Origin of the sequence: Mycolicibacterium austroafricanum (assembly GCF_000612725.1) — a bacterium.
Lineage (GTDB): Bacteria > Actinomycetota > Actinomycetes > Mycobacteriales > Mycobacteriaceae > Mycobacterium > Mycobacterium austroafricanum.
The window spans coordinates 158005-183912 of record NZ_HG964450.1 but is presented as its reverse complement, the minus strand read 5'-3'; the positions used below and the strand labels follow the sequence as shown (position 1 = coordinate 183912).

Here is a 25908-nt window from a genome sequence, read left to right as displayed (position 1 = left end):
CAGTGTACTGTCTCGAATTATCCGAGGGGGTGCGGCGTGGCATCGTCAGACGACCTGCTGCGGGCCGCACGCGGCAGCAGCGGGCTCGACGACTTCGGCGACGACGCGTTCCGGGAAGGTCTGGATATCCTCGTCGGCGCGCTGGACCGGGAAGCCCGGCTCAACGCGCGAGGCGAAGCCTTCATGTACCCGCGCATCGTCGGGCACCTGCGTCAGCGCCTGCAGGTGGAGGACTGGTACCGGCGCCACCCGGAGATCGACGACGAACGCGTCGACGCACCCCTGTTCGGGCTGGGACTGCCGCGCACCGGCTCCACGGCGCTGTCGTTCCTGCTCGCGCAGGATCCCGGTATCCGGTATCTGCACAGTTGGGAAGCCGCCCGGCCGTGTCCGCCGCCGTCGACCGTTGCCGGCGACGACCCCCGCATCCCGCCGGGGGTGACCGAGGTGCCGGCCGGCAGCCGCCACCACGTCCCGTCGGATCCCGACGGCCCGGCGGAGTGCCTGGACCTGATGGCGCTGGACTTCACCTCGCAGATCTTCCAGGCCTTCGCGCACATTCCCAGCTATTCGCAGTGGCTGGTCGAGCGGGCCGATTTCACGTCCACCTACACCTATCAGCGGCGCGTGCTCAAGCTGCTGCAGTGGGGGCAGCCGACACGCCCGTGGCGGCTGAAATCACCCGCCCACGTGCTGTCGCTGGACTGCCTGGACGCGGTGTTCCCGGACGCCCGGTTCGTGATGACCCATCGCGATCCCACCGATGTACTGCTGTCGGTGGCCGATGTGTACGCCGACATCGTCGGCGGCTTCAGCGACCACGTCGACCGCCGATACCTGGGTGAACTCAACACGTATCAGTGGTCCGTCGGGATGGGCCGCGCAGTCGCCTTCCGCGAGGACGGCGCCGATCACCGCTTCTTCGACATCGACTTCCGCACGATGGCCCAGGACCCGGTCGGCGAGGTGCGTGCGCTCTACGCCTGGCTCGGCGACCCCGTCACCGTCGAGTTCGAATCCGGTATGCGCGGGTGGTGGGCGCACAACGCGCAGAACCGCGAAGCCAAGCCGACAGCGGACCCGGGCGCTTTCGGGTTGGATCCCGGTCGGATCCGGCCACTGTTCGCCGACTACGTGGCGCACGCGCGGCGCTGGATCGGACCCCGTGACGCACCAGAAGAGAGATGAAACCACCTCCATGGCAATCGATTTGACCGGTGGGATAGATCCGCGCCGGGAGCTGACGTTCGCCGAAAGGCCCGCCGATCCGCAGATGCGGGACTCGGTGAGCTTCTGGGTGTCCGACGATCGGGGCGAGCTCGGGCTACCCAGGGTCGGCATCGAGGCGGTCGCGGCCAACTGGGGCACCCACGCCGTTCAAATCAACGTGGCCTTCCCGGACGGCCGGGTGTTTCGGACCCGCGAGGATGCCCCGAGTCTGCCCGTCGCCGGACCCGACGGCGCCCCCAGAGTGCTGGGTGCGGGTCCACTGGCATTCACCTGCGTGCGCGAATTCGACACCTGGACAATGGCGTTCGATGGGACGCTGGTCCAGACCAGCTCGCAGGACCTGGTGGAGGGGCGTAAGACCGGTCCTCCGGTCGACGTGCGGTTCGAGGTGCGGGCCACACCGGCGGTGCCGCCGTGGGTGCAGGGCGCGCTGCGGGCCGACGCCGCGTCGTCGCTGCAGAGCTCCATCGCCGGAGACCTGATGGGCGGACCGCGCTACGAACAGCTGTTCCGCGCCACCGGCTCACTGGACGTGGGCGCCGAACGACACCACTTCACCGGCACCGGCCTGCGCATCAAGCGCCAGGGTGTGCGCAAGTTGGAGGGTTTCTGGGGTCACTGCTGGCAGTCGGCGCTGTTTCCCAGCGGCCGCGCCTTCGGCTACATCGCCTACCCGCCACGGCCGGACGGGCAGCCCACCTTCAACGAGGGATACGTCTTCTCCGGCGACGGGACACTCATCCCGGCCCGCGTGGTCGCGGCGCCGTGGCTGAGTCGGCTCCAACCCGTCGGGGAGGACGTGTCGGTGGTGCTGGAAACCGGGCGGGGCGCGGTGCGGATCGAGGGCGAGACGGTGCTGTCCGCCCACGACATCACCGATCCGAGCACTGTTCCCGCCGGACAACTGGCCACGATGGCCAACTGGACGTTCCCGGCGTTGCAGCAGGCCGGAGCGCGCTACACCTGGGACGGCGAGACGACCTACGGCATGCTGGAGCGCTCGATCCCGACCGAGCGGCTCGGCTGATATCAATAGATATCAATAGATGTAGTGCGCGCTCAGTTCGTGGGCCCGCTGCAGATTGGTCTGCATGCAGTCGGGGTCGGGTTCGGAGTAGATCGGCGAATAGAACAGCGACTGCTGGATGACCCCGTAGCTGGTCTTGAACGCCACCATGCAGGTGATCCACCAGCGGTTGTTCCAGTCGGTCGGCTTCATGATCCAGTACTGGGCCGCGCGGTGGCCGTTGATGTCCAACTCGACGGCGTCGGGAGGCAGCGTCTCCTCGTAGGTGCGCCACACGAACGCCTCGACGGCCATCTGGTAGTTCCCGGCGTCGTACTTGCAGCGCAGGCTGTCCTCGTGCGCCGGCGGCGTGTAGGCCAAACCGATTCGCGCGACGACGTCGAGCGGGATGTCCCGGCACGGATCGAACGGATCGGGGTCGGTGAGGTCGATCACCGGTGACTTGATGGTGGTGGTGGCCGCCGGCAGCGGCGCGAACGTCGACCGCAGGTCCACGGGGCCCGGGCCGGCGACTCCGCCCGGTGTGGTCTGCCAGACCACGACCACCGCTGCGACCAGCGCGCACAGCGCCGAGAACAGTCGCAGCTTGGCGACCATCACACCCCCTGGTTCTCGTGGCAGTCCGTCGCGGCCGCCGCTCTGTCCGTCGTCTTCCTGCCCGGGAGTGTAACGGGCCGCGGCGCGCCGTCGGGGAGGAACTTAGAACAGGTTCTAGTTGCCGGCAGGTGGTCGGCCGGTGTCCACCAGTAGGCTGACGGGCTGTGACCACTGACGAGAGACGCCCCACGCTGTGGGCGGTCAGTGACCTCCATACCGGACACACCGGCAACAAACCGGTCACCGAGTCGCTGCACCCCGCCTCGCCCGACGACTGGCTGATCGTGGCCGGCGACGTCGGCGAGCGCACCGACGAGATCCGGTGGGCACTGGACCTGCTGCGTAAACGGTTCGCCAAGGTGATCTGGGTGCCGGGCAACCACGAGTTGTGGACCACCCAGCGCGACCCGATGCAGATCTTCGGCAGGGCCCGGTACGACTACCTGGTCAACATGTGCGACGAGATGGGCATCGTCACCCCCGAGCACCCCTACCCGGTGTGGACCGAGGAGGGCGGCCCGGCCACGATCGTGCCGATGTTCCTGCTCTACGACTATTCGTTTCTGCCGCAGGGCGCGGGGACCAAGGCCGAGGGCCTGGCGATCGCCAAGGAACGCAACATCGTCGGCACCGACGAGTATCTGCTCTCGGCCGAGCCGTACTCGACGCGCGACGCATGGTGTCACGACAGGGTGAACTACACCCGCAAGCGACTCGAAGACCTCGACTGGATGATGCCGACCGTGCAGGTCAACCACTTTCCGATGGTGCGCGAACCCTGCGACGCGATGTTCTATCCCGAGTTCTCGCTGTGGTGCGGCACCACGGCGACCGCCGACTGGCACACCCGATACAACGCCGTCTGCTCCGTGTACGGGCACCTGCACATCCCGCGCACCACCTGGTACGACGGCGTGCGGTTCGAGGAGGTGTCGGTCGGATATCCGCGCGAGTGGCGCAGGCGCAGGCCGTACCGGTGGCTGCGGCAGATCCTGCCCGACCCGAAGTACGCGCCCGGCTACCTCAACGAGTTCGGCGGCCACTTCCAGATCACGCAGGAGATGCGAGACAACGCCGAGAAGATGCAGCAGCGGATCAGGGACCGGGCGTGATCGCAGCGACTTTGCTCGCCGGAGTACTTCCCGGTGAGATCGACGCTTTGGCGGCGGCAGAGATGTACTCCGACCCCAAGGAGCTGGCGCCGCTGCCCGAGGAAGAGCCGCTGATCGCCAGGTCGGTGGCCAAGCGGCGCAACGAGTTCATCACCGTGCGGTTCTGCGCGCGCCAGGCGCTGGTGGACCTCGGGATGGAGCCGGTGCCGATCCTCAAGGGGGACAAGGGCGAACCGTGTTGGCCCGACGGCATCGTCGGCAGTCTGACGCACTGCGAGGGCTTCCGTGGCGCGGCGGTCGCCCGTCGCGCGGAGGTGCGTTCCGTCGGCATCGACGCCGAACCGCACGACGTGCTGCCCACGGGCGTGCTGGACGCGATCAGCCTGCCCGTCGAACGCCACGAGCTCGGCGACATGCCGACCGGTGTGCACTGGGACCGGGTGTTGTTCTGCGCCAAGGAGGCGACCTACAAGGCGTGGTTCCCGCTCACACACCGGTGGCTGGGATTCGAGGACGCCCATATCACGTTTGACATCGACAGTTCCGACAACTCGGGTCAGTCGGGCACGTTCACCTCGCAGATCCTGATCGACCCCGAGGCCGAATCCGGCCCGCCGCTGACCTCGCTGGCCGGCAGGTGGTCGGTCCGCAACGGGATCGCCCTGACGGCGATCGTGCTGTGACCGAAGGCGCGCACCCGAGGAACGATCCGGCCCCGGGACTCGTCGTCGTCGACAAGCCGGGCGGGATGACCAGCCACGACGTTGTCGGCCGCTGCCGCAGGCTGTTCGGCACCCGCAAGGTCGGACATGCGGGCACGCTGGATCCGATGGCCACCGGTGTGCTGGTGGTCGGCATCGAACGCGCCACCAAGATCCTCGGTCTGCTCACCGCCACCGACAAGTCGTATGCCGCCACCATCCGGCTGGGGCAGACCACGTCCACCGAAGACGCCGAAGGCGAAGTGTTGCAGTCGGTTTCGGCGGCCGAGGTGACCGACGCGCAGATCGAGGCCGCGATCGCGCCGCTGCGCGGTCCGATCGACCAGATCCCGTCGGCGGTCAGTGCCATCAAGATCGCCGGTAAGCGCGCCTACCAGATGGTCCGGGACGGGCAGACGGTCGAATTGGCGGCCCGTCCGGTGCGGATCGACCGCTTCGAGGTGCTGGAGGTGCGGCGGGACGGCGAGCTGGTGGACGTCGATGTCGCCGTCGACTGCTCGAGCGGAACCTACATCCGGGCGCTGGCCCGTGACGTCGGCGCCGCGCTCGGCGTCGGCGGGCACCTGACCGCGTTGCGACGCACCCGCGTCGGCGGCTTCGGGCTGGAGCAGGCCCGCACCCTCGATGAGCTCGCCGAGGCGCCACGGCTGTCCTACAGCCTCGACGAGGCGTGCCTGCGCGCGTTCGCGCGTCGGGACATCACCGAGGCCGAAGCCGAATCGGCCAGTCACGGGCGGGCTTTGCCGGTGGCGGGCATCGACGGCGTGTACGCCGCGACAGCGCCCGACGGCCGGGTCATCGCGCTGCTGTCGGATGAGGGTGATCGGACTCGCTCGGTGGTGGTGTTGCGTCCAGCGACGCTGTAGTGCGGGGTGTGCGCCTGGATGCGGGCGGTCGGCGGGACGTGCCGGGGCTGTCGACGACGCTGTCTGTCGAGGTGCGACGATGGGGTCATGACTGAGATTCCCGCGGCAGGTTCGATCCAGGTCTCCACGATCATCGGGGGATCGGTGGTCCGGGTATCGGCGGATGCCACCGTCGCCGACGTGGCGGCGGCGATCGTCGGCAACGAGGTCGGTGCGGTCGTGGTGGGAGATGACCCGCGGCCCGAGGCGCTGGTGACCGAGCGCGACGTCGCGCGGGTGGTTGCGTCCGGGCAGGACCCGTCGAGCGTCCCGGCCGCCGATGTGGCGAGCAAGAAGCTGATTTGGTGCGACGCCGACGACACCGTCGCCAGGGTCGCGACGCGGATGATGGACCGCTACATCCGGCACGTTCTTGTGGAGCGTGACGGCACGCTGGTCGGCATCGTCTCGGCGCGTGACCTGCTCGGGGTCTACGCGGCAGACGCCGACGCGAGCGCGCTCGGCTGAGCGCTGCGGTAAACACGCGCAGGCGACTTTCACGGTCGGCTCGTAGCGCGTTCCGCCCACGCCCTCGCCGTTGATCGTCAGCGCTGAGGGCGGATCGAACCTATGCACGGTCCAGGTCACCCGGTCGCGCATGCTCGTGGCGCCCGCCGCCCCGGCGACTCGCCCGGTGTAGCCTCCTCCTGACTCGACATGCGTTCTTGACTGCATGAATGTAGCCGATGCCGCCGTCCTGGCTCTATGGAAGGCGACTGTCGGCCGCGGATCTGGTCGACTGGCGCGGCGGGCGCAATGCACTGGTGGTGCACCGAAATCGAGCTGACGTCCGATCTTCTCGCGTCGAGAGGCTTGACCATCAGCAAGATTGCCTCTACGTTAATTTACGTTCATAGCTGAATGTTTGTTGACTTGCCGATGGAGGAACCATGACGAACGCCGACGACCGCGGCCCCGGCAGACTCGTCGACGCCGCGCGGTACGGAACGCTCGCAGCCGCGTTGGCGGTAGCGGCAGTGGTGACGACAGGCCAGGGAGTCGCCGCCGCCGAGCCTGCCTCGTCGGGCGGAGGCGATACCGCGCAGTCCTCCAATTCGGAGTCCGGAGACGGCGGGTCGGCAGGCGACGGGGACCAACCGTCACGACAGGGAGGCGACGGCGCCGATCCGCAGGAATCCGCCGCCACCGGGGATTCCGGACCGTCCTCGGCGGGAGACGGGGAAGAGCCCGGCGACAGTGTCGTCGGGGACGCAACCAACGGCTCTTCCGACGACGCCGAGAGTCGGGACAGCGACCGCGAGGTCGATTCAGAAGATCTCGAAGCGGAGGAGGTTGACCGCTCCGAAGGTGACGAGCCATCAGCCGGGGACCCGGGGACAGTCGTCGACCCCGCCGAACCGATGGCGCCGGTAGAGGAACCGGCGGTTGAGGTTACGGCCGGCGCACCGGTCGCAGAGCCCGCGGCCGCACATCGAGAGTTGGCGCCCGCGAGGGCGTTTGCCGCCCCAGCCGGTGATCCGGCCGATCAGCCCGCGCAGTCGGCGATGGCGTGGTCGCTGCTGGGGTGGGTACGACGGAACTTCTTCAACCAGGCGCCGGTGGTGGACTATGACCCGGACGCGACCACCCAGGGGCCACTCGGCGTGATCACGGGCAGCGTCGGCGCCACCGATCCCGAAGGCGACGAGCTGACCTACCGGGTCGTCGGCAAGCCCGAGCACGGAACCGTGGTGATCGACCAGCAGACCGGAACGTTCACGTATACGCCCGATCTGGAATGGGCGCAGGTCGGCGGCACCGACGCCTTCAGGGTGCGTGTCACCGACGGAAAGTTGAACCTTCTGCATTTTCTGCGGCCCGACTTCGGGATACCGCGGGTGACGATCGGTCTGGATGTGCACAGCATCCAGCCCAGCGCCGACCGCTTCATCGTCCCGCTCCCCGACACCGTCCGCCAACCGCAGAACCCGGCGTATACCGCCGACGGGAAGGCGCTGGTGTTCCGGGGCACTCCGGTCGAGGGTGGTCGATCGGAGATCTATCGCGTCAATCCGGACGGCACCGGATTGCAGTGCCTCAGTTGCGGTCTGGCACCCGAGATCACGGAGAATCTCTCCAAGCCGTTCGTTTTCGAGGACGGGAATCGGATTCTGCTGAGCGTGGGCACGCAATCGGACACCGGAGGCGAAACCGCGGACCACTACATCCTTGAGTGCGCGGGTGGCGTCGCCGCCTGCGGGACAGGTTCACAACTGCTCGAGATCACCGTTCCGGTCAACGTCCCACCGAATGTCGTTGTGGTACAGAGGCAGCGTGAACTGCGGGTCGCACCCGACGGCCTGCACGTGGGCTTCACGCAATTGCTGAGTTCGGGCACGGCCACGCAACTGGTGTCGAGCGTCGGTCGGTTGGAGCGTACCGAGACCGGATACGAGATCGTCGAGGCCCGCGTGGTCTATGTCGGAGGGGAGCTGAAGAATTTCACCTCCGACGGCAAGGGTGTGATGATCACCGATTTCTCGGGCAGATACGAGGCAGGCAATGCCGACAACGTGCTGGTCCACCTGGCCGATGGCACCGTCACCAGGCTGACCGCGAACCTGGACTACGACGAATCGGTCGACATGTCGCCGAACGGTCAATGGTTGGCGGTCGGAAGTTCGCGCACGCTGGACTATCTCACCCCCATGTCGCAGATCGTCCGGCCGACGTTCGTGCCCGCCTACGTGGTGTTCCCCACCTTCCAGGCCAAGAAGGGTTCACTGAACCAGGCCTGGGTGGTGTCGACCGAGGACGAGCTCAACCGCGCGAACGGCATCTTCTTGGGCGACACCTCGGGCGCGTACAACTCTGTGCCGGTGGCCAACTAGAGTCCGGACGGGTCCCAGGTCGCGTTCTGGGAGCGTAGCAAGACAGACCCGGGCGACACCCGACTGGTGGTCGCGACGTTGAACAACATCGACGGTGGTACCCGTGCCGACGATGTGTCCACGCCCGAGACATCCTCCTGGGCGCAGCCGCTGTCTGCGGTCGTGGTCACCGCGACCCCGACCGAACCGTCACGGGCGGGCAGGGTCGGCGGCACCGCGGTGGTGACGTCGTCCAAATCCGGCAACCTGACTACGACGACGGTGACCTACACGGATTTCGAGGACGAGGCGGGGTTCATCCTCAACGGCACCGAGACCACGGTCGCCAACGCGACGCTGACGAACATCACCTACAGTGCGGACGTCACGGTGACCGGTGCCGGCGGCAACGAACGTGGATACCTGCGGGCCGACGGCGTCAAGATCGTGAACCAGCTTTCGATGGTCGGCACCGTCGAGTCCTCGATCGACGGAAACCATCTCGTGATGGGGTCGCCCGCTCCGTGAGCGTCCTGCGGTGGCGATGCACGTCAGTACTCGATGAACCGCACGGCGTACGGGGTCATACCGGACGTCCGCACGGGTGAGACCTGGACGAACTGCCCCGGTCTTGGCGCCTCGAGCATGACGCCGTTGCCGAGATAGAGCGCGACGTGCTCGCTGCCGCCGGGTCCGAAGAAGATCACGTCGCCACGACGCATCTGGGTGACGGGAACCTGGCGGCCGGCCTGATACTGGTGGCCGGTGTAGTGGGGCAACGCAATCCCCACACCGGCGAACGCGTACAGAATCAGACCCGAGCAGTCGAATCCGACCACGTCCGCGCCGGTGTCGATACCGCGGCTGGGTCCGGTCGCGGCTCCGCCACCCCACGAATACGGCACCCCACGCTGCGAAAGCGCGCGCGCCACAACGTACTCGGAGGCCTGCCACCTCACCGACCGTGGCAGCTCACCGGTGGGCGCAGAGGCAGATATCGAGACATCGTCCGGTCCAACCCCCGCCTGTGCGAGGAACGCGCGGCCCATCTCGGCGGTCGCACTGGTGGAGTCGCGTGCGATCGCCACGAGGGAATCGATGACCGCACCGAGGTCGCGGGGCAGCCTCGTGATCGACGGCTGGAGTATGAGTTCGTCCCGACGTGTCACAGTGAGTGACGTCGAATTCAGCGCTGCGACAGCATGATCACGCTGGTCGACAAGAGCGGCGAACTCGGTTCGCTTCGCGGCCAGCCGATCCTGCGCGGTTCTGAGCGCGGCCACGGCGTCGAGTTGGCGGCGTTGCGCCGAATTGAGACTTGCATCGGCTCGTTGGCGGGCCTGCCGAGCGGCCGAGTTTCTGTTGGTCTGTTCGGTCCGCGCTCGCTGCAGATCCTCAGCTGCGTTGGCAGCACTGATGTGCAGTGCATTGGCGTAGGCCACGTTTCCCAGGAGATCCTCCGGCCCGTCCGGTGCCACCAGCGAGATGCCGGGACCGTGCACGTAGGTCGCAACCGCGAATCGGTCGAACCGCTCCAGGGCGGTATCGACGGCGCGAACCGCATCGTGCAGGGACACAGCGGTGGCCTCGGCGTCCAGGTCGGCCCGTGCGGCGTGTTCGTGAGCCGCGGCGAGATCGGCGATCGTCTTGTTCACCTCCTCCCGCAATGTCTGGATCTGCGCGTCGAGGTCGTGGAGCGACTGATCGGCCTCAGCAATCCTGACGATCAGCGAGGCCAGGGTGCCGGCATCCGGTGCCTCCGGCTCGGCGCGCGCCGATGCGGCCGGGCCGACTCCGCAGACGACCGTGGTGACAGTGATCGCGAGCGCCACAGCAACGGGCCTTGCCATGATGGTTCTCCAATCGGTGGGGTGTGCGCAGACCGTGCGGGGCGGGCCCCGCACGGTCCACGCGTACCCGGGAGCATCAGGAGGCCGGGACCGGCCAGCTGGCTGATTCGAAACCGCCACCGGCGGCGGTGATGGTGTCACCGGGCGTGAACAGCACTGTGGCGTAGCCATTCTCGTCCGTGATGGCAGATCCCGACCCGCTTTTCACCTCGACCCCACGGACCGGTCTCGCCTGATCGTCCTCGGGCACCGTCGACGTGATCAGTACTCGGCCGTTCGCGGCGGTGATCGTGAGTTTGGGTGCGGCGATCGCCGGACAGTCGGCCTGCGTCGGGACGCCGGTGTACGTGACACCGTTGACCTCAGAGGTCACCTTGCCCGTGAACTTGTTCTGCGCGCGGACCTTGATCGTGCCCTTCAGGTAGCCGGTGCGGTCGCCCTTGCTGGTGAGGTCGGCGCTCCATTCGGCGTCGTTCACGGCATTGGTGATGGCGATGCGTTCGGTTCCGTTGAGGACGTTCCTACCGTCGTCGGAGTAGTTCTTGTAGGTGACTGAATAAGAGCCCGTCGCGTAGACCCCGAGGTACTGCAGTGTCGCGGTCCCGGAGCTCTTGCCTTTGAGAACCTTTATCAGCAACTGACGGCCCATCATCGGGTTGTAGTCCTTGACCGGAACCGACCAGGTCTCGATGGCCGCCCTGCTCTGGTGCACTGGTGCCAGGGGCGCGGAGGGTGTCCTGGTAGGGAATTCGATGATGCTTGTCCGCCAAGGCGTGTCAGGAGAACCCGGACCCGTCACATCATCGGGCCGCTGCTGTTCGTTGACCACCGCGCGTGTCGAATCCGGAAACCAGCTCCAGCCGCGCAGGGTCCAGGCAGGGTCGATGACGAGGGGCTGTCCCGAGTAACCACCACGAATCTGGCCTACCGCCATGTTCATCAGCCAGGGTTCGTTCATGCAACGTCGGTTGTTCCAGAGGCCGACCCGTCCGATCTGGCCGAACGCGCCGCTGTCGATCAGGGACGGCCGTTCCAGAGCCGTGAAGACGTCCATCCGGTCCAGCCCGCGGGCGGAGCTGAAGTAGACAGTCTTGCCGTCGGGTGCGACGTCACCTGACTCGTTGTAGTCGAGATCGGTGGTCAGTTGTCGGCGCTCGCCCGTGGAGGTGTCCATGAGGTAGATGTCGTAGTTCAGTCCGGTGGTGGTGGTCTGATACTTCAGAAGCCGGCCACCGGCATGCCAGGAGGCTCCTTCATAGAAGCGCATGGCGTTCTCCCGGTCTTTGGCGTAGTCGGATTTCTTCGACCACTGCGGGCTGAACACCCGTTGTCCGGTCAGCTCGTATCCGTCCCCGGCGGTACCGAGGGCGGCGATACTCATGCGGGTGCCTTCGATGGCCGACACCTCGTTCCAGGTGACGTACTCGCCGAACGGGTCGGGGTTTGGCCTCGCGGTTCTGTGCGGGTAGGTTGCGCCGGTCCGAGGGGAACTTCACCTTCTTGACGGAGCGCTGTTGGCAGTCGTAGATGGAAGGCCCGCACTCCAGGACTGCGTAGTTGATCGTGCCGGTTCCTCCACTGCTCGGATCCTCGCCGGACTGCTGTCCGGAGGTGTCGGCGAACCAGATTCGTTTGTTGTCCTGGAGTGCAAGCGCTTTGGTGGCATTGCCGGTGGCGCCGCACGAAACGCACTGGTAGTTGCGGCCCTCGAGGTCGGTGACGGCGATCTGGGTCTGACCGTCGATCTCGACCTCGAGAAGCAGGTGTTCGGCGTCGGGGCTGAGATCCGCGCTGCCGGCGACGACGCCGGCCGGCAGGTCGAAGTCGATGACCTTCTGCACACGGAAGGTCTCCAGGGCAGGTGAGGAGGCGTCGGTGTCGGGCGTCGACGCTGCAGTCGGGGAGAGTGTGAGGATCGTCGCGGCCAGGACGAGGCTGAGGGCCACCGATCCAAACCGTTGCGATATTCCTTGGGGGGACATGGAGTTCCTTCGGTCGATGTGTTGTCTGTTCCGCAGCACGTCCTTCAGTGGACGGTGCGGGCCTGACGATGCGTGGACCGTTACCTGAAGGCTGCATCCCTGAAGCACATCGATTGAATAAACCGGCTATGTCGCTCCGGTCACGGGAAATGCAGGGTCACCGCGGTGCCCTCGCCAGCGACCGACCGTAGTGAGACGTCACCGCCGTAAGACGTCACGATGGCGCGCACGATGGCCAATCCGAGTCCGCTGCCACCCTCGGCGGCCGAGTAGTTCCGCGCGAACAAGGAAGGGTGGTGCTCGGCCGGTATCCCGTGTCCGTCGTCTGTCACGTCGATGCTGACGCCGTGAGAGTCCGCGGCCACCCGGATGCCGATGCAGACGTCGGGTCCGCCGTGGACGAGGCTGTTACCCACGATGTTCCGCAGTACCTGAGTGATGCGGTCCGAATGTGCCGCGATCAGGATCGGTTGCTCCGGAATATCGGTGCGCACCCGGCATCCGGGGGAGATGACGGCAACGTCCTCGGCCACCGTCCGACACAGTGCGCACACGTCGACGTCCTCGGTTGCGAGTTCGGGTATCTCCTGTGCTCGGGCCAGCATCGACAGGCCGTCGATCATGGCGCGCATTCGGTCGCACTCCTCCACGATGCTCTGCATCGCCCTGTCGGTGTGCACGGCGGTGGGCGGTCGCTGGAAGTAGAGCTCGGACCATCCCTGGATCTTGGTCAGCGGGGTGCGCAGCTCGTGCGAGGTGTTCGCGATGAACTCACGCAGTTCTTCCTCGGCGCGTGCGCGTCGGTCGACGAGATCGGCGATGGCTTCGGTCAGAGTCGCCGCCTCACGGAACCGGCTCCCCGCGCCCCGCGGTAGCGAGCCCGCGCGCGGGTGAGGGCCCAGCCCCTGAACCGCGGTGGTCAGCCGGGTCAGCGGTGACATGGTGCGCCTGACCAGCACGGTGGTCGCAGCTGCAGCTCCGATCATGGTGGCAATGCCGGTGATCGCGGCCACCGCAGCCATCACCCGCGTCAACTTCGTCGCCGAGCGGGCGCCGAGCGCGACGACCGCGGTGTCCGCTGTCGCGCGCCAACCGGTCGTGCGGTTTCCGATGACGACCGGATTGTCGAAACGCAGTGCCCGGGCCCGCACGGGGTGGCCGCCCATCGTTGCGTCGACGATGTCGTTCGTCGGGGCGCACTGGCGCAAGCAGACTGTCGACGTCCGACTCCGCGGAGCGGGAGCTCGAGGTCGACCACAGTGTGTGTGTGCCGCCTCGGTCGGCGAAGATCACAGTAGTGTTGCGCGGCAGGGTTTTTGCGAAGTCGACCGGGTCGAGCGGATTCGTCTCGTCGTGGCTCGATGCGGCGAAGTCGAGGACTCGGGCCGCGAGATCCACATGACGCTGTGTGTACACGTCGACCAGAGCGGACAGCCCGACCACTGCCGCGATCGAGATCACCGACAGCGCCGCGCAGACCACCGCGACGGTTCTGGTCCGCACCGTCGAGACCATCGACGGTGCTCGCGACGAAGCCGTCATGTATCCCGGTCGGCCCTGCGCAGCGTGTAGCCGAACCCCCGAACGGTATGAATCAGTGGTTCGCTCCCGGTGTCGACCTTTCTGCGGAGATTGGAGATGACTTTCTCGACGATGAGCCCTTCGCCGCGGAACTCGTATTGCCAGACCTGGTCCAGTATCTGGCTGCGGGAGACGACGCGTTCGGCGTTGCGGAGCAGGAACACCAGTAGTCGAAGTTCCGTCGGGGTCAAGGCGAGCTTCCGTTGCGCGCGCCGTACGGTCAACCGGTCGATGTCGACGGTGAGATCGGCATAGCCGAGTTCACTGGGCTCTTCGCCCTTCGTTCGCCTCAGCACCGCGTCGACGCGTGCGATCACCTCAGTGGGATGGAAGGGCTTGGTGATGTAGTCGTCGGCGCCGCCGCGCAACGCGTCGACCTTGGACTCGATGTCGGAACGTGCGGTGAGCAGTATCAGACCGGTGGTGGGATCCTGCCGCCGCAGGTGCGGGAGCAGGACGCGGCCATCGACTCCGGCCAAGCCGATGTCGATCAAGGCCAGATCGATGCGGTGGCGGGTCGCGGTGGTCATCGCCTCGCCGGCGTCTGATGCGCGACGGGCGTGATAGCCGGCGAGTTCCAGCACGCTCTCCAGCAGGTCGCAGATGCCGGGGTCGTCGTCGACGACGAGGACACTTCTGTGCTCCCGTGACAGGGCCTCCGGGCTCCGGGCGCCGGCGTCGATGAGGTTCATCGGCGTGTCACCATCGCCGGTGCGCTTTGGTGCATCGCCGCATTCACCGCCTTGCCTGATCCGGGCCCGCGCCTATCCGTACATAAATGCATGCATGTATGTCAAGCACCGGTGCGGCGTGGCGTGTGGGGTGCGATTGATGTTGGTCACGGTTGTCGTCGGAGGTAGTCTGATCCGACCTGCAAGCCGGGGGACCGGGCGATCGGGGGAAGGCGCGGCAGAATGCGAACGGGAGTCGAACGCGCGGCGACGAGGCGGCGCACCCAGGCCGAACGTACTGCAGCCATGCGCACCCGACTGCTGGATGCCACGGTGGAGTGCCTGGTCACCTACGGGTACGCGGGCACCACGACCCCGCGGATCGTCGAGATCGCCGGGGTGACGCGCGGCGCTCAGGTCCATCACTTCCGATCCAAGGAAGACCTGGTGGTCGCTGCCATCGAGCACCTCGCCGAGCAGCGCATCCAGGCGGCGATCCGGCAGAACGGGCGACTGCTTTCGAGTCCCGACCCGGTGCCCAGGGTGTTGGACTTTCTCTGGGAGTCGCACCAGGGCGACATGTTCGTGGCCACGATCGAACTGTGGGTCGCCGCGCGCACCGATGATGTCCTCGCCCGCGAGGTGGCCCGTGTCGAGCCGATGGTGAACAGCACCCTGGTCGCTGCGATTGATCAACTTCTCCCGAATACCTTCTCTCACAAGAGGATTCGTAACGCCATCTTCACCGCGATGGATGCGCTTCGTGGCATCCTGGTGGTCAGCTTCGTCGATCGTGATCTCGATCTCGCTCGTCGGCGCTGGGACCGTGCGTGTGTCGACCTCGGTTCGGCACTCGCCGACGCGCTGAAAGCCGAACCGTCCGAGTAATCCGATGAGGTGAGGCGGGCGGCCGCCTGCCTCTTTCTGCCTTTACCTGCCGACAACCTTCGGGCCCGCGACACCCTCTTGCAAAGATACAGTCAGATATGTATGTTTTGTTCGAGCGGTTGTGGCGCGCAGACGCCAAAGGTGTTGAGCGAAAGGGACAGACGATGCCGAACAAGGTGTTCGTGATCGGCGTGGGGATGACGAAATTCGAGAAGCCCGGTAGCCGGGAGGGCTGGGACTATCCCGACATGGCCCGCGAGGCGGGGACCAAGGCGCTCGACGACGCGGGTGTGGACTATCGCGAGGTCGAGGAGGCATACGTCGGCTATGTGTACGGAGAGTCGACGTCGGGGCAGAGGGCGGTCTACGAGCTGGGCATGACAGGCGTGCCGGTGGTCAACGTGAACAACAACTGTTCGACCGGTTCGACGGCCCTGTACCTGGCCGCGCGTGCGGTCCGCGGCGGATTGGCCGATTGCACCTTGGCGCTGGGTTTCGAGAAGATGCAGCCGGGATCGCTGGGGTCGACGTACGACGACCGGGCCCAGCCGATGGAGAAGCACTTCCTGGCGCTCGCCGAGATCTCGGAGGTGCTCTTCCCGCCGGCGCCGTGGATGTTCGGTGCCGCGGGCCGGGAGCACATGAAGGAATACGGAAGCACCGCAGAGCATTTCGCGAAGATCGGGTACAAGAACCACAAGCACTCGGTGAACAACCCGTACGCACAGTTTCAGGACGAGTACACGCTCGACGACATCCTGGATTCGCGAATGATCTACGACCCTTTGACGAAACTGCAGTGCTCACCGACCTCTGACGGCTCCGGCGCGGCGATTCTGGCCTCCGAAGACTTCGTCGACAGACACGGGCTCGCCGACCGTGCCGTGGAGATCGTGGGTCAAGCCATGACCTCCGACTTCAGTGACAGCTTCGATGGCACCTGCAAGGCGCTGATCGGCTACCACATGAATGTCGCTGCGGCGCAATCGGTCTACGAACAGGCGGGTCTCGGACCTGAGGAGTTTCAGGTGATCGAGCTACACGACTGCTTCTCGGCCAACGAGTTGCTGCTCTATGAAGCGCTGGGCTTGTGCGGTGAAGGCGAGGCTCCGAAACTGATCGACGCAGGGGACACCACCTACGGCGGCAGGTGGGTGGTCAACCCGTCCGGCGGACTGATCTCCAAGGGGCACCCGCTGGGTGCCACCGGGCTGGCGCAGTGCGCCGAATTGACCTGGCAGCTGCGTGGGGACGCCGACAAGCGCCAGGTGAACGGCGTGACCGCCGCGCTGCAGCACAACATCGGTCTCGGCGGCGCCGCCGTCGTCACCGCCTACCAACGCGCCGAACGCTGACGCGCTGACCTCCGAAGACACAACCCGACGACAGGAGTAACACCATGGGACACATCGAAGCCACAAGGGATCTGAGCGCCGCTCCCGAGGAGCTGTGGGCGATCATCTCGGACCCGCAGACCTGGGACAAGTGGTTCACCGTGCACGACAGGTGGCTGGATCAGCCCCCCGCCACGCTCACCCCGGGTGCCCGGCTGACGGCCAAGATCGTGATGCTGAACATGGCCAACAAGATCGAATGGATCGTCAAGGCGGTCGACGCCCCCACCGCGCTGGCGCTCGGCGGCACCGGAATGGCCGGTGTGAAGGCCGATTTCACGTTCACCATCCAACCGTCGGGCGCCGGCTCGACGTTCACCGTCAGTGGTGACTTCGAGGGTGCGCTGGTGAAAGGCGCGCTGGCCAAAGCGGTGGAGAAGGACGGCCTGCGTCAGCTCGACAAGACGCTCAGCCAGCTCGACGAGCTCGCCTCGGCGGCGGTGTGACGTGACGGACACACGCGCGGCGGTGGCCGATCCGGCGTTCGACGACAGCGGTCTGGACACCTGGACAGACGACGATCACTTCGAGGTGACCCGCGAGCGCATCGCCGAATATGCCGCGGCCACAAATGATCCCATCGAGGCGCATCGCAACGGTGATGTCGCGCCGCCCGTGTTCGCCATCGTCCCGGTGTTCGAGTCGATGATGATGCCCACGGTCGACGTACTCCCGGTGGAACTCGTTCCGCGGGTGGTGCACGGGGAACAGGACTTCTACTTCCACCGCCCGATCCGCCCCGGGGACAAGCTGGTGTCCCGCGGAAAGATGATCGGATATGAGGGCCTGGACAACGGTACCCGCGCGGCGATCCTGATCGAGTGCCGGACCGAGGGCGGCGAGCTGGTCAACGAGCAGTACGTGACGTGCTTCGTGCGGGGCTTCAACGCGGGCAAGAAGATCGGCGAGCTCAGCCCGTCGCACAAGTTCGACGAAGCGCTACGGGAGCGGGATCCCCTGGCCCGGGTCGCCCAGCACATCGACCACGACCAGACGTTCCGCTATTCCCCGGCATCCGGTGACCCGATGCCGATCCACCTCGACGAGGAGGTGGCACGCGACGCCGGTCTGCCGGGCATCATCGCTCACGGCCTGTGCACCATGGCGTTCACCTCGTGGGCCGTGCTGACCGAGGTCGCCGGCTCGGACGTGGGCCGGCTACGGCGATTCGCCGTGCGGTTCTCGAAGATGGTGCTCCCCGGCGACGATCTCGAGACGTCGATCTGGAAGAGGGACAGCGGCACCGCGGCGGCCGGCGTCACGACCTACCAGTTCGAGACCACCCGGGCCGGCGGCGCCGAAAAGGCAATCACCGACGGTCTTGCCGAGATCGCCGACTGACGAGTCAAAGGAGACACATGATGGGAATGTTGGATGGCCGGGTCGCGGTGATCACCGGCGCGGGTCGCGGCATCGGCCGCGAGCACGCGCTGCTGTTCGCGGCGCAGGGCGCCGCGGTCGTCGTCAACGACCTCGGCGGCAGTAACACCGGTGAGGGCGCCGACGTAGGCCCCGCGCACGAGGTTGTCGCCGAGATCACCGCCAACGGCGGTCGGGCGGTGGCCAACACCGACAGCGTGGCCGACTGGGATGGCGCCAAGCGTGTGGTGCAACAGGCGATCGACGAGTTCGGCCGTCTCGACGTCCTGGTGAACAACGCCGGCATCCTGCGCGATGCGTTCATCGCCGGGATGGCGGAGGACCAGTGGGACGCGGTGATCAACGTCCACCTCAAGGGGCATTTCGCGATGCTTCACCACGCCGCCGCGTACTGGAAGGAACAGTCCAAGGCAGGCGAGCAGCCGACCGCGGCGGTGATCAACACCGCATCAGGGTCCGGCGTGACGCTGCCCAATGCCGGTCAGGCGAACTACGGGGCCGCCAAGGCCGGGATCGCCGCACTGACACTGATCGCCGCAGAAGAACTCGAGCGGTACGGGGTGCGGGTCAACGCCATCGCGCCGATCGCGCGGACCCGGCTGACGCTGGCGACGCCGGGCATGGGAGCGCTGATGGCCGAACCCGACGACGGCGAACTGGATTTGTTCGCACCGGCCAACATCTCACCGCTGGTCGGCTATCTGGCGAGCGAGAAGTGCCCTGTCACCGGCAAGGTGTATGCCGTTCAGGGTGGCGCCATCTCGCTGCTCCAAGGCTGGCAGGACGTCGAGACGATCGAGACCGACAAGGTCTGGGAGCTCGACGACATCGCCGCCCGGCTGCCCGGAGCGTAACCGTGTACGAATGGTCAGATACCGACATCATCATGCGTGACACGGTGCGCGAGTTCATCGCCACCGAGATCCGACCGCATCTGGACGACCTTGAGAGCGGCGCGCTGTCGCCCTACCCCATCGCACGAAAGCTGTTCAGCGAGTTCGGACTCGACGCGGTCGCCGCCGATGCGGTGAAGTCGATGCTGGACAAGGAGCGGGCACGGCACGAGTCCGGGTCCACCGGGGAGAAGCACGAGAAGAAGGCCGGCGGAGGACTCGGCGACATCGGCGCCCAGGCGTCGATGGCCGCGGTGTTGGTCTCCGAGATCGCCGGTGTCAGCATCGGGTTGCTGTCCACGATCGGGGTGAGCCTGGGGCTGGGCGCGGCCACCATCATGAGCCGGGGCACGCTGGCGCAGAAGGAGCGGTGGCTGCCGGAGCTGATGACGCTGGAGAAGATCGCCGCATGGGCCATCACCGAACCCGATGCCGGTTCGGACGCATTCGGCGGGATGAAGACCTATGTCAAGCGCGACGGCGCGGACTACATCCTCAACGGGCAGAAGACGTTCATCACCAACGGCCCCGACGCCGACGTGCTCGTCGTCTACGCGAAGTTGGCCGACGACCCGGCCACCGACCCGCGGCAGCGTCCGGTCCTCACGTTCGTCCTGGACTCGGGGATGGCGGGGCTGACCCAGGGCAGACCGTTCAAGAAGATGGGCATGATGTCCTCGCCGACGGGGGAGCTGTTCTTCGACAACGTGCGGCTGTCCCCGGACCGGCTGCTCGGCGAAACCGAGCAGCACGGCGCCGGCGACGGACGCGACAGCGCACGCGCCAACTTCGCTGCCGAGCGACTCGGAATCGCGCTGATGTCCCTGGGCATCATCAACGAGTGTCACCGGCTGTGCCTCGACTATGCCAAGACCCGGACCCTCTGGGGGCGCAACATAGGTCAGTTCCAGCTGATTCAGCTGAAATTGGCCCGAATCGAGGTGGCCCGGATGAACGTGCAGAACATGGTCTTCCAGACACTTGAACGCCTGGGCGCCGGAAGGATGCCGAGCTTGGCGGAGGCCTCTGCGATCAAGCTCTACTCGTCCGAGGCGGCCACGGAGGCGGCGATGGAAGCCGTGCAACTGTTCGGCGGCAACGGATACATGGCCGAGTACCGCGTCGAGCAACTCGCGCGGGATGCCAAGTCGCTGATGATCTATGCCGGCAGCAATGAGATTCAGGTGACTCACATCGCCAAGGGGCTGCTGTCGGGATGATCGTCGAGACTCGCGCCTCGTTCGGCGGGGTCGGGACTCGTGTGCTGGCAGTGCCGGGCAGCGACCCACCGGTGGTGCTGCTGCACGGCTACGCCGATTCCGCCGACACCTGGACGGAGGTTCTGCGCGGGTTCGGTGCCGCGGGCCGACGAGCTGTCGCGGTGGATCTGCCCGGGTTCGGCCGGGCAGGGGCCCGCGCCCCGGGACCACTGCTCGGACAGTTCGACGCATTCGCCGGAGCGCTGCTGAAAGATCTCGGTCCGGTTGTCCTGGTCGGCAATTCGCTCGGGGCGGCCACCGCGGTGCGGGCGGCGAACCGTCATCCGGCACTCGTCGCGGGGTTGGTCGCGCTCGACGACCCCGTCAACGCCAGGCACTGGCTGGCACGGTTGGCGCGTCTGCGGCCGGTTCCGGCGCCGGTGTGGCGCGGGGTGGGCGCCATCCGGCTGCCTGCACCGGCGGCGAGAGCCCTTACCGAGGCCGCCGCCAGGAAGGTGTTGTACGGGCCCGACGCGGTGGTCAATCCCGACGTGGTGAGTCGGTGGTCGTCGTTGGCCACTCAGCCGCGGGCACTGGAGACGCTGGGCCGCTATGCGTTTCAGTACGCGATCGAGACCGCCGGCGGTCATCGGGAGGTTCGGGTGAATTGCCCGACTCTGATCGTGCACGGTGGACGGGACCGGATCATCCCGGTACACGCCAGCCGGATCCTGCACCGGCAGATACCGGGAAGCGATCTGGTGGTCCTTCCCCGCTCGGGCCACTGCCCACAGCTCGATGATCCGGCCGCGGTGGTCCGGCTCACGTTCCGACTCCTGGATGGGATTCCCCGATGAGTGCAAGTGGAAGACTCCTGCACACAGTGACTCTGGCTCGCGCGTCGGTGGTGCTGTGCAAACGCGGGATGGTCGACCCCCTGCGTCCGCGGGATGCGCTGCGCGCATCCCGAGCCGTGCGTCGCTACGGCGCCTTCGGCGGACTGGCAAGCTTCACGGCCGCGCAGTACCGGCACTGGCCCGCGCTCACCGACGACACCGAAACCTTGACATTCGTCGAGTTGGACCAACAGTCCAATGCGCGGGCACAGGCAATACCGGCCGCGGCGGGTGGACCGGCGGTGGTGGGGCTGTTGCGTCGAAGCGGTGTGGAGTTGGTCCTCGACCTCGCGGCAGCCAACAAGGCAGGCGTGCGAACGGTGCTCCTGAACACCGGTTTCGCCGCACCGCAACTGGCCGATGTGTGCCTGCGCGAGGGTGTGACCACCGTCGTTGCCGACGACGAGTTCGCACCGCTGCTCCGTGATCTCGACCCGGACGTCGTGCGCCTCACCGGCACACAGATGGCGAGTCGCGCTGCAACGAAAAGTACTGCCATACCGGTTGTCCCGCGACGGCCGGGCGGATTGGTGCTTCTCACCAGCGGCACCACCGGTATCCCGAAGGGTGCGCCACGCGACCGGCTCAACCCGCTGCAGTCGGCCCAGCTTCTCGACCGCATCCCATGGCCGCGCAACAGCGCCTACGTTGTTGCCGCACCGCTGTTCCACGCCACCGGGCTGGCGACCTGCACCGTCGGCCTGGCGCTGGGCAACCACGTGGTGCTCCACCGGCGTTTCGACGCCCGCGAGACGCTGGAGGCGGTGCAGAAGCATCACGCGCGAGCACTGATCCTGGTGCCGACCATGCTGTCCCGGATCCTCGACCTGCCGCCCGCGGCGCTCAATGCGTTCGACACCTCGTCGCTGTCGGTGGTGTTCGTCGCCGGGTCGTCGCTGTCGCCGGAGCTCTACCGCAGGGCCGCGGCGCATTTCGGTGAGGTGCTGTACAACCTCTACGGCTCGACCGAGGTGGCCACCGCGGCCGTCGCGACACCGGCGGAACTCAGGCGCGCCCCCGGCACTGTGGGGCGGCCGCCGATCGGATGCACGATCGCCGCCTATGACAGTCGGGATCGCCGGATCACCCGAGCCGGCGAAGTCGGCACCATCTACGTGTCCAGCGGACTCAGTTTCGGCGGCTACACCGGCGGCGGAAGCAAGAAGACCGTCGACGGACTCCTTTCCAGCGGCGACACCGGTCATTTCGACGACGACGGGCTGTGGTTCATCGACGGCCGCGAGGACGACATGGTGATCTCCGGCGGCGAGAACGTCTATCCGCTCGAGATCGAGAATCTGCTTGTGGAGTTACCGGGTGTCCGGGAGGCCGCGGTGGTCGGGGTGCGCGACGACGATTTCGGGATGTGCCTGCGCGCGTTCGTCGTGCCCGCCGCCGGCGCGGACATCGATGCCGATCAGATCCGTCACGCCGTGCGATCGAGGCTGGCGCGCCACAAGGTGCCCCGCGACGTCCTGTTCGTCGATGCCCTGCCGCGCAATGAGACCGGCAAGGTCCTCAAGCGGGATCTGGCGCGAATGGAGCAGCGCTGAGATGGTGCCCAGCCGTCCCGCGCGCGGTCCACGAACGTCGGCACAACTCGGTATGAAAGGCGGAACAGTGACCGCAGACAGAAATCTCACCGGACGCGTGGTCGCCATCACCGGCGCGGCGCGGGGAATCGGCGCGGCGACGGCGCGCGCCTTCGCGGCGGCCGGAGCCTCGGTGGCCATCGGTGACCTGGACGCCGATCTGGCCGTTCGGACCGCAGCCGAGATCGGCTGCCTCGGGTCCGGCGTCGACGTCACCGACCATGACAGCGTCGAGAAGTTCCTCGACGAGGTCGAGCAACGCCTGGGCCCGCTGGACGTCATGGTGAACAACGCCGGCATCATGCCCGTCACCCAGATGCTGGACGAGTCGCCCGAATCCGTCCGCCGCCAGCTCGCGGTCAACGTGGCGGGGGTGGTGTTCGGGACTCAGCACGCCGCGAGCAGGATGGTCGCCCGCCGCTCCGGTCACATCGTCAACGTGGCGTCCGCGGCGGGCCGCATCGCCTTCGGCGGCGTAGCCACCTACACCGCAACCAAATTCGCGGTGGTGGGGTTCACCGAGGCCGCAGCGCTTGAGCTGCGTGACTGCGGGGTGCGGTTCACGTGCGTGCTCCCGGGCGTCGTCAACACCGAGCTCACCAGCGGGCTGCGCGATCACTGGTTGCTCAGGTCGTGTGAACCCGCGGAAGTCGCGGCCGGCGTGGTCGCAGGGGTTCGGCGGCACCGGCGTACGGTCTACGTGCCCGCTCGATTGCGCCCGGTGTCCTGGGCCTACGGTCTGCTTCCCGGCGCCGCACGCACCCAGGTCATGGCCGCGCTCGGCGCCGGTCACCGGATGCTCGACGGTGACGACACCGCTCGGCGGGACTACAACCGCCGCATCGACACTCGATGACTAGGCGTAGAGCTGTTCGAAGCGTTCGATCGACTTGTCGATGTCGCCTTTGACCGCGCGGACGGCTGCGACGCCGATGGGGCCGAACAGTGGGGCGCCGCCCAGATCCATCCGGACGGTGAATGTGCAGCCGTCTCCGGCGGAGGCGACCTTCATCGCCAGCTTGTAGCGGGTTCCGCCCACGCCCTCGCCGCTGATCTCGAGGGCTGAGGGTGGGTCGAACCTGCGCACTGTCCAGGTGACCCGGTTGCGCATGCCCTTGGCGCCCGCCACCCCGACCACCGTGGCGCCGACCCCGAGTTCGTCGGGCAGCTCCGAGCGCCAGCCCTGGTGCATGCTCATCCACTCGCCCAGAGTGGACAGGTCCGCGGCATGGTGCCAGGCGCGCTCGGCTGGGATGGGCAGCGAGCGGGACAACTCCAGTTTGGCCATGTGTACTCCTACGCTGTGACCCAAATCGCCTGTGCGGCTGGGCTTCCGAGGTCGACGGTGGTTTCGTTGTCATGGCCGGACGTGGCCCCGTCGGGGTTCGCCGGATTTTCTGGGTGTTCTGGATTCTCTATGGCCACCGAGATCATGCCGGCGAAGTCGCGCCGGGCCACCACGCGCAGCCGGGAGTCCAGGTTGATTCCCACCGCGTCGAAGTACCGCAGCATCTCGGGGTCGGCGTCGGAGATGCGTGCGACGGTGCCCGCCTCGCCGTCCTGGCAGTCCGACAGCTGACGTGCGGGAGGCGTGGGCACCCTGCCGTCGGCGGCCGGGATGGGATCGCCGTGCGGGTCGCGGGTCGGGTAGCCGAGTTTGGCGTCTATCCGGTCGAGCATCCGATCGGAGACGGCGTGCTCGAGCACCTCGGCCTCGTCGTGGACCTCGTCCCAGCTGTAGCCGAGCTCGTTGACCAGGAACGTCTCCATCAGGCGGTGCCGGCGCACCATGGCCAGCGCGGCGCGGCGACCGGCCTCGGTCAAGGTGACCGCGCCGTACTTCTCGTGGTCGACCAGGCCCTGGTCGGCCAGTTTGCGGATCGACTCCGACGCCGTGCTCGCCGACACCCCGATCCGCTCGGCCAGCAGTTTGGTGCTGACCTTCTCGCGCGACCACTCCTGTGCGGTCCAGATGACCTTCAGGTAGTCCTGGGCGACCGTCGACAGATCAGTGGGGTTGGCGGGGTTGCCATCAGGACTCACGAAGAGAAAGTTTAGGCAATCATCACCTGATCCGGTGGTGTCGCTCGGCAGCTATTTGAGCCAGAGTTGCGATCGGGTCGTAGGCTAGCGGCGTGCAGCGCTGGCGGGGGCAGGACGAAATCCCCACAGACTGGGGTCGGTGCGTCGTCACCATCGGAGTGTTCGACGGTGTCCATCGGGGACACCAGGAGTTGATCAGCCGTGCGGTCAAGGCCGGACGCTCGCGCGGGGTGCCGGTCGTCCTGATGACCTTCGACCCGCATCCGATGGAGGTCGTCTTCCCGGGCAGCCACCCCGCCCAGCTCACCACGCTGACGCGGCGGGCCGAGCTCGTCGAGGAACTCGGTATCGACGTCTTCCTCGTCATGCCGTTCACCTCCGACTTCATGAAGCTCACCCCGGAGCGCTACATCCACGAACTTCTCGTCGAGCGACTCCACGTCGTCGAGGTGCTCGTCGGGGAGAACTTCACCTTCGGCAAGAAGGCCGCGGGCAACGTCGACCTGCTGCGCAAGGCCGGCGAGCGGTTCGGCTTCGCGGTGGACTCGCTCTCGCTGGTCGCCGAACATCACCAGGACGAGACCGTCACCTTCTCGTCGACCTACATCCGGTCCTGCGTCGACGCCGGAGACATGGTCGCCGCGGCCGAGGCGCTGGGCCGCCCGCACCGGGTCGAGGGTGTCGTCGTGCGCGGCGACGGCCGCGGCCGAGTGCTCGGGTTTCCCACCGCCAACGTCGCCCCGCCCATGTACTCGGCGATCCCGGCCGACGGCGTCTACGCGGCCTGGTTCACCGTGCTGGGGCACAGCCCTGTCGTCGGCACCGTCACGCCGGGGGAGCGCTACCAGGCCGCGGTGTCGGTGGGCACCAACCCGACCTTCTCCGGGCGCACCCGCACCGTCGAGGCGTTCGTGCTGGACACCAGCGCCGACCTGTACGGCCAGCACGTCGCCGTCGACTTCGTCGCGCGCCTGCGCGGGCAGGAGAAGTTCGATTCGGTGGCCGACCTGGTCACCGCGATGGGAGCCGACACCGAACGCGCCCGCGCGCTGCTGTCGGCCCACTAGCAGGGCTTTCGCCGGATTCGCGGGTGAGCTGTGCCCGCTGCTAGACTGCCTGCCGACCCGGCGCGTGCT

Annotated in this window: 25 protein-coding genes; 18 read left to right on the top strand and 7 right to left on the bottom strand. The window is 67.0% G+C overall.

All coding sequences use genetic code 11. From position 1 onward, the window contains the following. Positions 1-36 precede the first annotated feature (36 nt). On the top strand, positions 37-1188 hold the full coding sequence (locus tag BN976_RS00985; RefSeq protein ID WP_011779550.1) for a sulfotransferase family protein: 1152 nt from the start codon (positions 37-39) through the stop codon (positions 1186-1188). A 10-nt stretch (positions 1189-1198) separates the two neighbouring features. Continuing rightward, positions 1199-2257: a DUF7064 domain-containing protein gene (locus BN976_RS00980; protein WP_036367190.1), complete on the top strand. Its 1059-nt coding sequence runs from the start codon at positions 1199-1201 to the stop codon at positions 2255-2257. Positions 2258-2269: 12 nt separating this feature from the next. Here the strand turns inward: BN976_RS00980 and BN976_RS00975 are convergent, their stop codons facing one another. Beyond that, a complete protein-coding gene (locus tag BN976_RS00975) occupies positions 2270-2854 on the bottom strand; it encodes a DUF3558 domain-containing protein (protein WP_011779552.1) in 585 nt (194 codons plus the stop codon). Between the two features lie 164 nt (positions 2855-3018). On the opposite strand from BN976_RS00975, the gene BN976_RS00970 reads away from it, so the two are divergent. The 6 genes from BN976_RS00970 to BN976_RS00945 all read left to right on the top strand — a co-directional run bounded on the left by BN976_RS00970 (position 3019) and on the right by BN976_RS00945 (position 8931). Next, positions 3019-3966 (top strand): ACP phosphodiesterase PptH, encoded by a 948-nt coding sequence (locus BN976_RS00970; protein ID WP_011779553.1) that lies wholly within the window; start codon positions 3019-3021, stop codon positions 3964-3966. Further along, positions 3963-4649, top strand: a complete 687-nt coding sequence (gene pptT / locus BN976_RS00965) for a 4'-phosphopantetheinyl transferase PptT (protein WP_011779554.1) — start codon at positions 3963-3965, stop codon at positions 4647-4649. The genes BN976_RS00970 and pptT overlap by 4 nt, the downstream gene beginning before the upstream one ends. Further along, the gene (truB, locus tag BN976_RS00960; protein WP_036367187.1) at positions 4646-5554 is read left to right on the top strand and encodes a tRNA pseudouridine(55) synthase TruB; all 909 of its coding nucleotides are present in this window, start codon (positions 4646-4648) and stop codon (positions 5552-5554) included. Before pptT ends, truB begins: the two co-directional genes overlap by 4 nt. Positions 5555-5641: 87 nt before the next feature. Continuing rightward, positions 5642-6061: a CBS domain-containing protein gene (locus BN976_RS00955; protein ID WP_036367184.1), complete on the top strand. Its 420-nt coding sequence runs from the start codon at positions 5642-5644 to the stop codon at positions 6059-6061. A 422-nt stretch (positions 6062-6483) separates the two neighbouring features. After that, a complete protein-coding gene (locus tag BN976_RS00950; protein ID WP_036367181.1) occupies positions 6484-8424 on the top strand; it encodes a cadherin-like domain-containing protein in 1941 nt (646 codons plus the stop codon). A 66-nt stretch (positions 8425-8490) separates the two neighbouring features. Further along, positions 8491-8931: a hypothetical protein gene (locus tag BN976_RS00945; RefSeq protein ID WP_036367178.1), complete on the top strand. Its 441-nt coding sequence runs from the start codon at positions 8491-8493 to the stop codon at positions 8929-8931. 23 nt (positions 8932-8954) lie between these two features. On the opposite strand, the gene BN976_RS00940 is transcribed toward BN976_RS00945, so the two are convergent. The 4 genes from BN976_RS00940 to BN976_RS00920 all read right to left on the bottom strand — a co-directional run bounded on the left by BN976_RS00940 (position 8955) and on the right by BN976_RS00920 (position 14508). After that, positions 8955-10253 carry an NlpC/P60 family protein gene (locus tag BN976_RS00940; RefSeq protein WP_036367175.1) on the bottom strand — a complete coding sequence of 433 codons (1299 nt, stop codon included), beginning with the start codon at positions 10251-10253 and terminating at the stop codon, positions 8955-8957. A 76-nt stretch (positions 10254-10329) separates the two neighbouring features. Next, entirely contained in the window at positions 10330-11634 is a 1305-nt protein-coding gene (locus BN976_RS00935) for a hypothetical protein (RefSeq protein ID WP_145977896.1), read from the bottom strand. Between the two features lie 741 nt (positions 11635-12375). Next, a complete protein-coding gene (locus BN976_RS31905) occupies positions 12376-13401 on the bottom strand; it encodes a sensor histidine kinase (protein WP_158497992.1) in 1026 nt (341 codons plus the stop codon). Between the two features lie 372 nt (positions 13402-13773). Next, positions 13774-14508 carry a response regulator transcription factor gene (locus BN976_RS00920; protein WP_011779562.1) on the bottom strand — a complete coding sequence of 245 codons (735 nt, stop codon included), beginning with the start codon at positions 14506-14508 and terminating at the stop codon, positions 13774-13776. Positions 14509-14730: 222 nt separating this feature from the next. Here BN976_RS00920 and BN976_RS00915 point away from each other — a divergent pair, with 222 nt between their 5' ends. From BN976_RS00915 to BN976_RS00875, 9 genes are all read left to right on the top strand, one after another. Continuing rightward, the gene (locus BN976_RS00915; protein ID WP_036367166.1) at positions 14731-15375 is read left to right on the top strand and encodes a TetR/AcrR family transcriptional regulator; all 645 of its coding nucleotides are present in this window, start codon (positions 14731-14733) and stop codon (positions 15373-15375) included. Between the two features lie 164 nt (positions 15376-15539). Next, positions 15540-16730: a lipid-transfer protein gene (locus BN976_RS00910; protein WP_011779564.1), complete on the top strand. Its 1191-nt coding sequence runs from the start codon at positions 15540-15542 to the stop codon at positions 16728-16730. Positions 16731-16774: 44 nt separating this feature from the next. Next, on the top strand, positions 16775-17215 hold the full coding sequence (locus BN976_RS00905; RefSeq protein WP_036367164.1) for a type II toxin-antitoxin system Rv0910 family toxin: 441 nt from the start codon (positions 16775-16777) through the stop codon (positions 17213-17215). Between the two features lies 1 nt (position 17216). Further along, positions 17217-18110, top strand: a complete 894-nt coding sequence (locus BN976_RS00900; protein WP_011779566.1) for a MaoC/PaaZ C-terminal domain-containing protein — start codon at positions 17217-17219, stop codon at positions 18108-18110. Between the two features lie 20 nt (positions 18111-18130). After that, positions 18131-19003, top strand: a complete 873-nt coding sequence (locus BN976_RS00895) for an SDR family oxidoreductase (RefSeq protein WP_036368903.1) — start codon at positions 18131-18133, stop codon at positions 19001-19003. A 2-nt stretch (positions 19004-19005) separates the two neighbouring features. Further along, positions 19006-20262 carry an acyl-CoA dehydrogenase family protein gene (locus tag BN976_RS00890; RefSeq protein WP_011779568.1) on the top strand — a complete coding sequence of 419 codons (1257 nt, stop codon included), beginning with the start codon at positions 19006-19008 and terminating at the stop codon, positions 20260-20262. Then, positions 20259-21098 carry an alpha/beta fold hydrolase gene (locus BN976_RS00885; RefSeq protein WP_036367161.1) on the top strand — a complete coding sequence of 280 codons (840 nt, stop codon included), beginning with the start codon at positions 20259-20261 and terminating at the stop codon, positions 21096-21098. Before BN976_RS00890 ends, BN976_RS00885 begins: the two co-directional genes overlap by 4 nt. Then, positions 21095-22690 (top strand): AMP-binding protein, encoded by a 1596-nt coding sequence (locus BN976_RS00880; protein WP_011779570.1) that lies wholly within the window; start codon positions 21095-21097, stop codon positions 22688-22690. Before BN976_RS00885 ends, BN976_RS00880 begins: the two co-directional genes overlap by 4 nt. Positions 22691-22757: 67 nt before the next feature. Continuing rightward, positions 22758-23585 carry an SDR family oxidoreductase gene (locus BN976_RS00875; RefSeq protein WP_051558239.1) on the top strand — a complete coding sequence of 276 codons (828 nt, stop codon included), beginning with the start codon at positions 22758-22760 and terminating at the stop codon, positions 23583-23585. Here the strand turns inward: BN976_RS00875 and BN976_RS00870 are convergent, their stop codons facing one another. Both BN976_RS00870 and mntR read right to left on the bottom strand, forming a co-directional pair. Then, positions 23586-24017 carry a type II toxin-antitoxin system Rv0910 family toxin gene (locus BN976_RS00870; protein WP_011779572.1) on the bottom strand — a complete coding sequence of 144 codons (432 nt, stop codon included), beginning with the start codon at positions 24015-24017 and terminating at the stop codon, positions 23586-23588. It abuts the gene before it with no gap. Between the two features lie 8 nt (positions 24018-24025). Continuing rightward, positions 24026-24772 carry a manganese-binding transcriptional regulator MntR gene (mntR, locus tag BN976_RS00865; protein WP_036367154.1) on the bottom strand — a complete coding sequence of 249 codons (747 nt, stop codon included), beginning with the start codon at positions 24770-24772 and terminating at the stop codon, positions 24026-24028. A 92-nt stretch (positions 24773-24864) separates the two neighbouring features. On the opposite strand from mntR, the gene BN976_RS00860 reads away from it, so the two are divergent. Then, positions 24865-25839 carry a bifunctional riboflavin kinase/FAD synthetase gene (locus tag BN976_RS00860; RefSeq protein WP_036367151.1) on the top strand — a complete coding sequence of 325 codons (975 nt, stop codon included), beginning with the start codon at positions 24865-24867 and terminating at the stop codon, positions 25837-25839. Positions 25840-25908: the final 69 nt, after the last annotated feature.

Excerpts from the sequence above, each read along its gene's own strand:
- BN976_RS00980 (WP_036367190.1), top strand. The coding sequence starts at position 1,199 with ATGGCAATCGATTTGACCGGTGGGATAGATCCGCGCCGGGAGCTGACG.
- BN976_RS00975 (WP_011779552.1), bottom strand. The coding sequence starts at position 2,854 with ATGGTCGCCAAGCTGCGACTGTTCTCGGCGCTGTGCGCGCTGGTCGCA.
- BN976_RS00955 (WP_036367184.1), top strand. The coding sequence starts at position 5,642 with ATGACTGAGATTCCCGCGGCAGGTTCGATCCAGGTCTCCACGATCATC.
- BN976_RS00950 (WP_036367181.1), top strand. The coding sequence starts at position 6,484 with ATGACGAACGCCGACGACCGCGGCCCCGGCAGACTCGTCGACGCCGCG.
- BN976_RS00940 (WP_036367175.1), bottom strand. The coding sequence starts at position 10,253 with ATGGCAAGGCCCGTTGCTGTGGCGCTCGCGATCACTGTCACCACGGTC.
- BN976_RS00935 (WP_145977896.1), bottom strand. The coding sequence starts at position 11,634 with ATGAGTATCGCCGCCCTCGGTACCGCCGGGGACGGATACGAGCTGACC.
- BN976_RS31905 (WP_158497992.1), bottom strand. The coding sequence starts at position 13,401 with ATGGGCGGCCACCCCGTGCGGGCCCGGGCACTGCGTTTCGACAATCCG.
- BN976_RS00920 (WP_011779562.1), bottom strand. The coding sequence starts at position 14,508 with ATGAACCTCATCGACGCCGGCGCCCGGAGCCCGGAGGCCCTGTCACGG.
- BN976_RS00915 (WP_036367166.1), top strand. The coding sequence starts at position 14,731 with ATGCGAACGGGAGTCGAACGCGCGGCGACGAGGCGGCGCACCCAGGCC.
- BN976_RS00910 (WP_011779564.1), top strand. The coding sequence starts at position 15,540 with ATGCCGAACAAGGTGTTCGTGATCGGCGTGGGGATGACGAAATTCGAG.
- BN976_RS00905 (WP_036367164.1), top strand. The coding sequence starts at position 16,775 with ATGGGACACATCGAAGCCACAAGGGATCTGAGCGCCGCTCCCGAGGAG.
- BN976_RS00895 (WP_036368903.1), top strand. The coding sequence starts at position 18,131 with ATGGGAATGTTGGATGGCCGGGTCGCGGTGATCACCGGCGCGGGTCGC.
- BN976_RS00885 (WP_036367161.1), top strand. The coding sequence starts at position 20,259 with ATGATCGTCGAGACTCGCGCCTCGTTCGGCGGGGTCGGGACTCGTGTG.
- BN976_RS00880 (WP_011779570.1), top strand. The coding sequence starts at position 21,095 with ATGAGTGCAAGTGGAAGACTCCTGCACACAGTGACTCTGGCTCGCGCG.
- BN976_RS00870 (WP_011779572.1), bottom strand. The coding sequence starts at position 24,017 with ATGGCCAAACTGGAGTTGTCCCGCTCGCTGCCCATCCCAGCCGAGCGC.